Source organism: Enterobacteriaceae endosymbiont of Donacia semicuprea (assembly GCF_012570535.1).
Taxonomy (GTDB): domain Bacteria; phylum Pseudomonadota; class Gammaproteobacteria; order Enterobacterales; family Enterobacteriaceae.
Genome location: NZ_CP046210.1, coordinates 210,438 through 222,920 on the forward strand (window position 1 = coordinate 210,438; position 12,483 = coordinate 222,920).

8 protein-coding genes and 1 pseudogene are annotated in these 12,483 nt (G+C 20.4%); all 9 read left to right on the forward strand.

Annotated elements, in window-relative coordinates:
- Window positions 1–665 (forward strand): annotated as a pseudogene (locus tag GJT91_RS01000) (2-oxoglutarate dehydrogenase E1 component); the annotation flags it as partial.
- A gap of 31 nt (window positions 666–696) precedes the next feature.
- A complete protein-coding gene (sucB, locus tag GJT91_RS01005; RefSeq protein WP_168868400.1) occupies window positions 697–1,923 on the forward strand; it encodes a dihydrolipoyllysine-residue succinyltransferase in 1,227 nt (408 codons plus the stop codon).
- Between the two features lie 138 nt (window positions 1,924–2,061).
- On the forward strand, window positions 2,062–3,636 hold the full coding sequence (locus tag GJT91_RS01010; protein WP_168868401.1) for a cytochrome ubiquinol oxidase subunit I: 1,575 nt from the start codon (window positions 2,062–2,064) through the stop codon (window positions 3,634–3,636).
- A 16-nt stretch (window positions 3,637–3,652) separates the two neighbouring features.
- Window positions 3,653–4,774, forward strand: a complete 1,122-nt coding sequence (gene cydB, locus GJT91_RS01015; RefSeq protein ID WP_168868402.1) for a cytochrome d ubiquinol oxidase subunit II — start codon at window positions 3,653–3,655, stop codon at window positions 4,772–4,774.
- A 41-nt stretch (window positions 4,775–4,815) separates the two neighbouring features.
- Window positions 4,816–4,893: a hypothetical protein gene (locus GJT91_RS02300; protein WP_343034401.1), complete on the forward strand. Its 78-nt coding sequence runs from the start codon at window positions 4,816–4,818 to the stop codon at window positions 4,891–4,893.
- A gap of 306 nt (window positions 4,894–5,199) precedes the next feature.
- Window positions 5,200–7,116, forward strand: a complete 1,917-nt coding sequence (gene parE / locus GJT91_RS01025; protein ID WP_168868404.1) for a DNA topoisomerase IV subunit B — start codon at window positions 5,200–5,202, stop codon at window positions 7,114–7,116.
- A gap of 142 nt (window positions 7,117–7,258) precedes the next feature.
- Entirely contained in the window at window positions 7,259–9,925 is a 2,667-nt protein-coding gene (aceE, locus tag GJT91_RS01030) for a pyruvate dehydrogenase (acetyl-transferring), homodimeric type (protein WP_168868405.1), read from the forward strand.
- A 12-nt stretch (window positions 9,926–9,937) separates the two neighbouring features.
- A complete protein-coding gene (locus GJT91_RS01035) occupies window positions 9,938–11,443 on the forward strand; it encodes a 2-oxo acid dehydrogenase subunit E2 (protein WP_168868406.1) in 1,506 nt (501 codons plus the stop codon).
- Between the two features lie 60 nt (window positions 11,444–11,503).
- The coding region (locus tag GJT91_RS01040; RefSeq protein ID WP_168868407.1) for an FAD-dependent oxidoreductase at window positions 11,504–12,483 on the forward strand (980 nt) is incomplete at its 3' end.

Below are 12,483 nucleotides of genomic sequence, written 5' to 3' on the forward strand. Positions count from 1 at the left end.
GTTTAATACTTTTTTTACCTCATGGATATGAAGGTCAAGGACCTGAACATTCTTCATCAAGAATAGAAAGATATTTACAATTATGTGCAGAAAATAACATTAAAATTTGTATTCCTTCTAATGCATCTCAAATATATAATTTATTATGTCAACAAGCATTTTCTTATAAAAAAAAACCACTTATTGTAATTTCTCCAAAATCACTTTTAAGACATCCATTAGCATGTTCTAAATTAAAAAATTTTAATAATTCTTTTCAATTAATAATTGATGAAATAAATAAAAATATTGATATTAAAAATATTAAAAAAATTATTTTTTGTACTGGGAAAATATATTATGATTTATTAAAATATAGAAATTCTATAAAAAATATAAATATTATTTTAATAAGAATTGAACAATTATATCCATTTCCAATTCAAGATTTAAAAAAAATTATTTTAAAATATATTAAAATAAAAAATTATTTTTGGTGTCAAGAAGAACCTATGAATCAAGGAGCTTGGATGTATATCCAAGATTATTTTAAAAATAAGTTAAATTATAATATTTATTATATTGGTAGAAAAAAATCTTCATCTCCTTCAACAGGATATTTTTATATTCATAAAACTCAACAAGAAAAAATAATATATTCTGTTTTTAATTTGAATACAGAATAAAATATAAGTTTTATTTATAGGATAAAAAAAAATGGATAATATTAATATTATTGTTCCTGAATTACCAGAATCAGTAAATAATGCAATTATAATTCAATGGAATAAAAAACCAGGAGAAATAATTAAAATTAATGATATTTTATTGGAATTAGAAACAGATAAAGTAGTATTAGAAATACCTGCGACTATTAATGGAATTTTAGAAAAAATTTTGGTAAAAGAAGGAGAAAAAGTACAATCACAACAAGTTATTGGAATTTTAAAAATAAATATTTTAAATGAACAAAATAATAATAAGAAAAATAAAATAAATATTTTAAATGAACAAAATAATAATAAGAAAAATAAAATAAATAATCTGTCGTTAAATAATCATTTACATTATAATAATGAAAAAAAACTATTTAATAAATTTAATAATTTAAGTCCTTCTATAAGAAGAAAAATAAAAAAAAATAATATTGCATTAAATAAAATTAATAATTTAGATAGTAAATTAATTTTAGATTCAAAAGATTTAAATGATAATAAATTAGATAAAAAAAAATTTTTAAATAAAAATAATACTAAAAAAATAAAAATGAGTCCAATAAGAAAATATATTTCTCAAAAATTAATGGATTCTAAAAATAATACTGTTATGTTAACTACTTTTAATGAAGTTAACATGAAAAAAATAATTAATATTAAAAATGATTATAGTCATTTAATTAATGAAGTTCATAATATTAAATTAGGATTTACTTCTTTTCATGTAAAAGCTGTTACACAAGCATTACAATTTTTTAAAAAAATTAATGCATTTATTGAAGGAGAAAATATTATTTATAATAATTTTTACAATATTAATATTGCTATTTCAACAGAAAGAGGTTTAATTGCACCGATTATATATGATACTGATAAATTATCATTAATAGATATTGAAAAAAAAATTAAAAATTTAGTTATACAAAGTAATAAAAATCAATTATCTGTTAAAGATTTATCAAGTGGTACATTTACTATTACTAATGGGGGAGTTTTTGGATCTTTAATGTCGACTCCAATTATTAATCCTCCACAAAGTGCTATATTAGGAATACATGCTATTAAAGATAGGCCTATTGTTATAAATAATAAAATTTGTATTATGCCTATGATGTATTTAGCATTATCTTATGATCATCGTTTAATTGATGGAAAAGATGCCATAAGTTTTCTTATATTAATTAAAAGATTATTAGAAGATCCTATACGTTTATTTTTACAAATTTAAATTCATTTTTTATTTATTTAAATTTTTTTTATAAAAAAATATATTTATTAAATAAAATAATATAATTATTTATAATTTATAAAAAATTTTATATAAAAATTATAATTTTATATAAATAAAAATTATATAAGGACAAATATGTTAAATGTTGTTGACTTATCAAGATTACAATTTGCATTAACAGCAATGTATCATTTTTTATTTGTTCCATTAACATTAGGACTTTCTTTTTTATTAGCAATAATGGAGACAATATATATTATTTCTAAAAATAAAATATATAAAGATATGACCAAATTTTGGGGTAAATTATTTGGTGTTAATTTTGCTTTAGGTATAGTTACTGGATTAACTATGGAATTTCAATTTGGGACTAATTGGTCATATTATTCACATTATGTAGGAGATATTTTTGGTGCTCCATTAGCAATAGAAGGTTTAGTAGCTTTTTTTCTAGAGTCAACTTTTGTTGGTTTATTTTTTTTAGGATGGGAACGGTTAAATAAAATACAACATGTAATTGTTACATGGCTTGTTGCTATAGGATCAAATCTTTCTGCACTTTGGATTTTAATCGCTAATGGATGGATGCAAAATCCTATTGCTTCTTCATTCAATTATCAAAATATGAGAATGGAAATGAATAATTTTTGGAATTTAATTTTTAATCCAATAGCACAAGTTAAATTTGTTCATACTATAACTGCCGGATATACTACAGGATGTATATTTATAATTGGTATTAGTTCATATTATCTTTTAAAAAAAAGAGATATTAAATTTGCTAAAAAATCTATTATTATTGCTTCTAGTTTTGGTTTAGCTTCAATTTTTTCAGTAATAATATTAGGAGATGAATCAGGATATCAAATAGGAAATACACAAAAAACTAAATTAGCGGCTATTGAAGCTGAATGGGAAACACAAAAACCTCCTGCTTCTTTAAATGTTATAAGTTTTCCTAATCAAAAAAAACAATCAAATAAATTTACTATAAAAATTCCATATATTTTAGGAATAATTGCTACAAGATCTTCTACAAAATCAATTTTAGGTTTAAAAAATTTAATTAAAAATAATGAATTAAAAATTAAAAATGGATTAAAAGCTTTAATAGCTCTTGAAAATATAAAAAATGGATGTTTAGAAATTAAAAATATAAAAATTTTTAATAAATATAAAAAATATTTAGGATATGGATTTTTAGTTAAACAATATTATAAAAATATTTATAATATCAATAATAATCAAATACAAAAAATAGCTAAAAAATCAATACCATTAGTAATTCCTTTATTTTTTGCTTTTCGTATTATGGTTTTATCTAGTATAATTTTATTAATTATAATTATATTAGTTTTTATTTTTTCTGTTGTAAAAAATAATTTTGAAAAAAAACAATATTTACTCAAAACATGTTTATACATAATACCATTACCTTGGATAGCATCTGAATCAGGTTGGTTTGTAGCTGAATATGGAAGACAACCATGGGCTATTAAAGAAATTTTACCTACTTTTATGGCAGGATCTTCTTTAAAATTTATAGAAGTATTATTGTCCATAACAATGATTTTTATTTTTTATATAATTTTATTGATAATAGAACTATATTTAATGTTTAAAATTGCTAATATAGGACCTAGTATTTTAAATACTGGAAAATATTTTTTTGAAAAAAAAAGTTCAATAAAATTTATTAATAAAAATTAATTATTAGGTTATATTAATGTTAAACTATGAATTTTTATGTGTAATTTGGTCTATAATAATTGGTATATTAATTACGGGATTTATCATTACTGATGGATTAGATATGGGAGTAGGAATTTTATTATTTATAATAGGAAAAAATAATATTGACCGTAGAATAATGATAAATACTATAGCACCTCATTGGGATGGAAATCAAGTATGGTTAATTACAACTGGAGGCGCTATATTTGCAGCATGGCCTATTGTATATGCTACTATGTTTTCTTATTTTTATATAGCAATGTTATTATTATTACTTTCTTTATTTCTTAGACCTATAGGATTTGAATATCGTTCTAAAATTAGAAATAAAAAATGGGAAAAAATTTGTGATTTTTGTATCTCTATTGGAAGTTTTTTCCCACCTAGTATTATAGGTATAGCATTAGGTAATTTATTACAAGGCATTCCTTTTTACATCGATAAATATTATAATATTTATTCTCAAGGACATTTTTATAAATTATTTACCTTATTTAGTATTATAATTAGTATAACTATTATAATTATGATATTAAATCAGGCTTCATCTTATTTACAATTAAGAATTAAAGATTATAATCTTAATCATAAATTAAATATAATTTTAAAATTATCTTCGATATTATTAATTTTATTTTTTATAATATCATTTATTAGTACCTTATTTTTTATAAAAGGGTATAAAATTAATAATTTTTATGTTAAAAATAGTAATATTATTTATGAGCATAAAGCTTGGATGTCTAATTTTAAAAATCATACATACCTATATTTAATACCATTATTTAGTATAATATTACCATTATTAACAATTTTATTTTCTATATATAAAAAATTTGTAATAGTTTTTATTTGTTCTATACTAACTACTATTAGTATAATATTAACTGTAGGTATAACAATGTTTCCTTTTATTATTCCTTCTAGTATAGAACCTTATCAAAGTCTTACTATTTGGAATTCTACATCTAGTCAATTAACATTAAATATAATGTTATATATAGTTATTATTTTTATGCCTATTGTTTTAATTTATACTTTTTGGTGTTATAAAAAAATGTTTTTTCGTCTTACTAAAGAAAAAATTGAAAAAAAATCTGATATTTATTATTAAAAATAATAAATTTTAAATGGATTATATAAATGTGGTATTTAATGTGGATAATAGGAATTTTATTTTCATGTATTTTTACTATTATAATTACTTTAAAAAAAGAAAGTAAAAAAAAATAAAAAATACTTATTTCTAATAAAATAAATTTTAGAATATTGTCTGATATTAATCATATTTTATTTCGGACAATATTTTTTTATTATTTAAATAGTAATATAAAATAAAATTATTTATTTTATAAATAAAACTTATATGATAAAATGGTTTATTATTTTTATTTAATAATTATATCATTATAATATAGTAAGTTGTGTTATATTAATTTTAAATATAAAAATAAATAATTATTAAAATTATTTTATTAAAAATATATTTTCTATATCTAAAATATAAAATTATCATACACTTTAATTTAATAATAAATAATGAACCATTTAGATCAATATAATGCTGATTCCATAGAAGTCTTAGAAGGTTTAGATCCTGTTAAAAAAAGACCAGGTATGTATACTGATCTTACAAGACCTAATCACTTAGCTCAAGAAGTAATAGATAATAGTGTGGATGAAGCATTAGCTGGATATGCAAAAAATATTTTAGTTACTTTATATAATGATCAATCAATAGAAGTTGTTGATGACGGTAGAGGTATGCCTATTGAAATACATACTCAAGAAGGAATTTCTGCAATTGAACTGATATTATGTCGTTTACATGCAGGAGGTAAATTTTCAAATAAAAATTATAATTTTTCTGGAGGATTACATGGTGTAGGTATTTCTGTTGTTAATGCTTTATCAAAAAGAATGGAAGTAAGTATATTTCGTAATAATAAAATTTATAACATAATTTTTGAAAATGGATATAAAATACAAAATTTAAAAATTTTAAAAAACACAAGTAATCAAAATACTGGTACTAAAATTAGATTTTGGCCAAATAAATATTTTTTTGAACATCATTCTTTTTTAGTTTCTAATTTAATAAATTTATTAAAAGCAAAATCAGTTTTATGTCCTGGATTAAAAGTTTATTTTAAAAATATAAATACTGGAGATAATTATTATTGGAATTATAAAAATGGTTTATCTGAATATTTAACTAGTTCAGTTAAAAATTTTACTACTATACCAAATACTCCTTTTATGGGAGAATATTTAAGTGATATAAAACATCTTAATTGGGCTTTATTTTGGATACCTGAAAATAATTATATTCTTACCGAAAGTTATGTTAATTTAATTCCAACAACACACGGTGGTACTCATGTAAACGGATTACGTTTAGGATTACTTGATGCAATACGTAATTTTTGTAATTTTCATAATATGTTACCTAGAAATATTAAAATATTAGGAGAAGATATTTGGGATCATTGTTCTTATGTGTTATCTATAAAAATTCAAGATCCGCAATTTACAGGACAAACAAAAGAACGTTTGGCTTCTAGACAATGTACTGTATTTATTGCAAATATAGTAAGAGATTCTTTTATTTTATGGTTAAATCAAAATATTAAAATAGCACATATTTTAGTAGATATGTTTATTTTAAATGCTCAAAAACGGATTAGAGCTTCTAAAAAATTTAAAAAAAAAAAAAATTATAATGTAAATTCAATATTACCTGGAAAATTATCAGATTGTATTTTACATAATGCAAAAAAAACTGAACTTTTTTTAGTTGAAGGAGATTCAGCTGGAGGTTCAGCAAAACAAGCAAGAAATAAAAATTATCAAGCTGTTATGCCTTTAAAAGGAAAAATTTTAAATACATGGGAAATAAATTCAGAAGAAATTCTATCTTCACAAGAAATACATGATATTTCTTTAGCAATAGGTATTTATCCTAATAATGAAGATTTAAAAAAATTAAGATATAATAAAATTTGTATTCTTGCAGATGCTGATTCAGATGGACTTCATATTGCTACTTTATTATGTGCTTTATTTATGAAACATTTTTTACCTTTAGTAAAAAAAGGACATATTTATGTAGCTATGCCTCCTTTATATCGTATAGATTTAGGAAAAAAAATTTTTTATGCTTTAAATGAAAATGAAAAAATAAATATTTTAAAAAAATATTATTGTAAAAATAATAAAAAACAAATAAATGTACAAAGATTTAAAGGATTAGGAGAAATGAATCCGACTCAACTAAGAGAAACTACTTTTAATCCTATTAGTCGTCGTTTAATACAATTAATAATAAATAATAATAAAACAGAAATGATTAAAACATTTTCAATTATGGATATGTTATTAGCAAAAAAAAGAGCAGAAGATCGTCGTAAATGGTTACAAAAAAAAGGTGATATTACTACAATAATAAATATTTAATAGATCTAAATAAAAATGTTAATTAATAAAATTATGTAATTTTTTATATATTTTTGCATAAAAATTTTAATAAGTAAAATTTTGTAAATATTAAAATAAAATATATATTATTTAATTTTTATTAAAATAAGGAATAATAACCATGTCAGATAGTTATATACCAGATCATGACGTGGATCCAATTGAAACAAATGATTGGATACAATCAATAGATTCTGTTATAAAAGAAGAAGGAATTAAAAGAGCAAAATTTTTATTAAAAATAATAATAAAACATATCAATAATAATGAAATTATTTTTAATTTAAATAAAAATAATTATATTAATTCAATTTCTAAAGAAGAAGAACCTATATATCCTGGAAATTTAATTTTAGAAAAAAAAATAAGATCGTTTATAAGATGGAATGCAATAATGATTGTTTTAAGAGCCTCTAAAAAAAATTTAGATTTAGGAGGTCATATTTCTTCTTATCAATCATCTTCATATATTTATGAAGTTTGTTTTAATCATTTTTTTAAAGGATATAATAAAAAAAATAACGGAGATATAATTTATTTTCAGGGACACATTACACCTGGAATATATGCTAGATCTTTTGTAGAAGGACGTATAGATATTGAACATTTAGATAATTTTCGTCAAGAAGTTTTTAATAAAGGCTTATCATCATATCCACATCCTAAACTTATGCCTAATTTTTGGCAATTTCCTACTGTATCTATGGGATTAGGACCAATATCCGCTATATATCAAGCTAAATTTCTTAAATATTTAGAAAATAGAGAATTACAAATAACATCAAATAGAAAAGTTTTTGCTTTTTTAGGAGATGGAGAAATGGATGAACCAGAATCTAAAGGAGTAATAAATATAGCAGCAAGAGAAAATTTAGATAATTTAATTTTTATAGTTAATTGTAATTTACAAAGATTAGATGGACCTGTATATGGTAATGGAAAAATTATTAATGAATTAGAAAATATTTTTCAAGGATCAGGATGGGAAGTTATTAAAGTTATTTGGGGAAAAAATTGGGAAAATTTACTATTCAAAGATAAAACTGGAAAATTAATCCAATTAATGAATCAAACTTTAGATGGAGATTTTCAAAATTTTAATTCTAAAAATGGAGATTATATTAGAAAAAATTTTTTTGGTAAATATAAAGAAACATTTAATCTTGTTAAAAATTTAACTGATAAGGAAATAGAAAAATTAAATTATGGCGGTCATGATTCTAAAAAAATTTATGCAGCTTTTAAAAAAGCTTACGAAATTAAAAATAAACCTACAGTAATATTATTTCATACTATAAAAGGTTTCGGTTTAGGAAAAACAGCAGAAAGTAAAAATATAGCACATCAAATCAAAAAAATTGATTTAAATGAAATTAAATATATAAGAAATAATTTAAAAATACCTATAGATGATAAAAAATTATATAATTTACCTTATATTTCTTTTAATAAAGACTCTTTAGAATATCATTATTTACATAATCAACGAAAAAAACTAGGTGGATATATTCCTTTCAGAAGAATTAATTTTACTGAAAAATTAATATTACCTAAACTTTCTGAGTTTAATACATTATTTAAAAATCAAGATAATATATCTACAACTATTTCATTTATACGTATATTAAATATTTTACTTAGAAATAAAAATATTTCTAATAGAATAGTACCAATAATAGCTGATGAAGGACGTACATTTGGGATGGAAGGATTATTTAGAAAAATAGGAATATATAATTCAAATGGATTAAAATATACTCCACAAGATAAAGAAATATTTTCATATTATAAAGAAGATATTAAAGGACAAATTTTACAAGAAGGTATTAATGAATCAGGGGCTTTTGCATCATGGTTAGCCGCTGCAACTTCTTATTCTACTAATAATTTTCCTATGATCCCATTTTATATTTATTATTCTATTTTTGGTTTTCAAAGAATTGGCGATTTATGTTGGGCTGCAGGGGATCAACAAGCAAGAGGTTTTTTAATTGGAGCAACTTCAGGACGTACTACATTAAATGGAGAAGGATTACAACATGAAGATGGTCATAGTCATATTCAATCTTTAATAATTCCAAATTGTATTTCATATGATCCTACATATGCATATGAATTAGCTGTTATTATAAATAATGGTTTAAAAAGAATGTACGGAAAACAACAAGAAAATATATATTATTATATAACAACCATGAATGAAAATTATAATATGCCAGCTATGAAATCGAAATTTGAATACGGTATTTGTAAAGGTATATATAAAATATTTTCTATTGAAAATAATAAAAATACAATTAATATTCAATTATTAGGATCAGGATCTATATTAAACAATATGATAAAAGCAGGAGAAATATTATATCAAGAATATAATATTAATTCAGATATTTTTAGTGTTACTTCTTTTACAGAAATTAATAGAGAAGGGCAAGATTGTGATCATTGGAATTTATTACATCCTTTTGAAAAACGTCGTATTCCATATATTACAAGTATAATGAAAAATTATCCAACAGTAGCAGCAACAGATTACATAAAACTTTTTGCTGAACAAATTCGTAAATATATACCAACAAATAATTATTTTGTTTTAGGAACTGATGGTTTTGGTCGTTCTGATAGTCGTAAAAATTTACGTGATTTTTTTGAAATTAATGAATTATATGTAGTTCTTGCTATATTAAATATATTATTAGATCTAAATTTAATTAGTTTAAAAAAAATTACACATTTTATTAAAAAAAATAAAATAAATATAAATAAAAATAATCCTAGAACTTCATAAAAAAGGAATACTATGAATAAGAAAATAATATTTCCTGATACAGGAATAAAGGAGATGAAAATTACTGATATTTTGGTAAAAGAAGGAGAAAAAATTTTTAAAGAACAATCCATTATCATAGTAGAAAGTGATAAAACGTCTATGGAAATTCCTTCTGATCAAGATGGTATTATAAAAAGAATTTTAATATCTGTAGGTGAAAAAATTCGTAAAGGAAATATAATATTAGAAATATTTAATGATGAACAAAAAAAAATTAATCTTATAAAGAATAAAATAAAATTACAAAAAAATAAAATAACATTTACAGCATTAAGAGTTCCTAATATAGGAACACAATTAATGAAAGTTACTAAAATATTGGTTAAAGAAAATGATTTAATTATAAAAAATCAATCATTATTAATTATTAAAAATAAAAAAAATATTTTTGAAGTAGCTTCTTTATGTAAAGGTATAGTTAAGAAAATTAATGTTAAAATATATGATACTATAAATACTAATGATATATTTATTTATGTAGATAATTTTAAAATAAATAATGAAAATTTTAAAATGAAAACATATATTAAAGAAAATAGTTTTGTAAAAAATACAGTAAATAATATTTTAGATACAGAATCATATATACATGCTTCACCAATTGTAAGAAAAATAGCAAGAAAATTAAAAATTAATTTAAGTAAAATAAAAGGAAGTGGTTTAAAAAATAGAATTAATAAAGAAGATATAATTAAATATATTGAAAATAAAAATGAAAGTATAATGAATAATATTTCTAATAATTCTTTAATAAATTATAAAAATTTTGGACCATGTGAAAAATTAAATCTTAATAATGTACAAAAAATATCTGGTAAAAACTTATCAAATAATTGGAAAAATATTCCTCATGTTACACAACATATCGAAACTGATATTACAGAATTAGAAAAATTTAGAATTAAAAAAAATATTGAATCGTTAAAGAATAAAAATAATATTAAATTAACATTATTAAGTTTTATAATTAAAATATGTGCATATGCTTTGAAAAAATATCCTAATTTTAATTCTTCTTTATCAGATAATAATAAAATTTTAATATTAAAAAAATATTTTAATATAGGAATAGCAATTAATACAAATAAAGGATTATTTGTGCCAGTAATATTTGATGTTTTAAATAAAAATATTAATGAAATATCTGAAATAATATTTAATCTTGCTAATAAAGCAAAAAATTATAAACTTAATCCTAATGATATGAAAGGAGGTTGTTTTACTATATCTAATTTAGGACAATTTAAAGGTAATTTTTTTACACCTATAATTAATGCACCAGAAGTAGCTATTTTAGGTATATCACAGGCAAAGATAAAACCTATATGGAATATAGATAATAAACAATTTTTACCAAAACTTATTTTACCATTATCATTATCTTATGATCATCGTGTTATAAATGGAATTGAAGGAATTAATTTTTTAAATTATATTTGTAGTTTACTATCTGATATTAGAAATATATTAATGTAATTTTTAAAAAAAATTATAAACATAAAATTTATTAAAATATGATTATTAATAGAGATTATTATGAATGATACAATAAAAACTCAAGTTGTTGTAATTGGAGGAGGACCAGCAGGATATTCTGCTGCTTTTCGTTGTAGTGATTTAGGTTTAAAAACCTTAATAGTAGAAAATTATCCAAAATTAGGAGGAGTATGTTTAAATGTAGGATGTATACCATCTAAAACATTATTACATATTTCAAAAATAATAAAAGAAAATAAAAATTTTTTTCAAAAAGGTATATTTAAAAATACTATTGAAATTAATCTTGAAAATATTAATTTATGGAAACAAAGTATAATTAATAAACTAACTGATGGATTAAATTTTCTTTCAAAAACTAGAAATATTAATATTATTAATGGTATGGGTTTTTTTGAAACAGAAAATTGTTTGAATGTTATTGGTATTGATAATAATTATCAAATTATATTTGAAAATGCAATAATAGCAACTGGATCTAAACCTATTGAATTACCATTTATACCTTCTAATGATAATAGAATATGGAATTCTACAGACGCTTTATTATTAAAAAAAATACCTAAAAAAATATTAATTATAGGAAGTGGAATTATAGGTTTAGAAATGGCAACTATTTATGAATCTTTTGGTTCTAAAATTGATATAATCGAAATTTCTAATATATTATTATCTGAAATAGATAATGATATTATAAATATTTATAAAAAATGTATAAAAAATAAATTTAATTTAATATTAGGTACTAAAATATTATCTATTAATAATAGTGATAAAAAATTATTACAAGTACATATGACTAGTGACGATAATAAATCAATTTATTCTAAAAGTTATGATATAGTTATAGTTGCAATAGGAAGAAAACCAAATTCTATTTATATAAATAAAAAATTTAATAAACTATTAATTAATGATGATCATTTTATTAATGTAGATAATCAAATGAAAACTAATATTCCAAATATATATGCTATAGGAGATGTTGTAGGTAATCCTATGTTAGCACATAAAGGGAT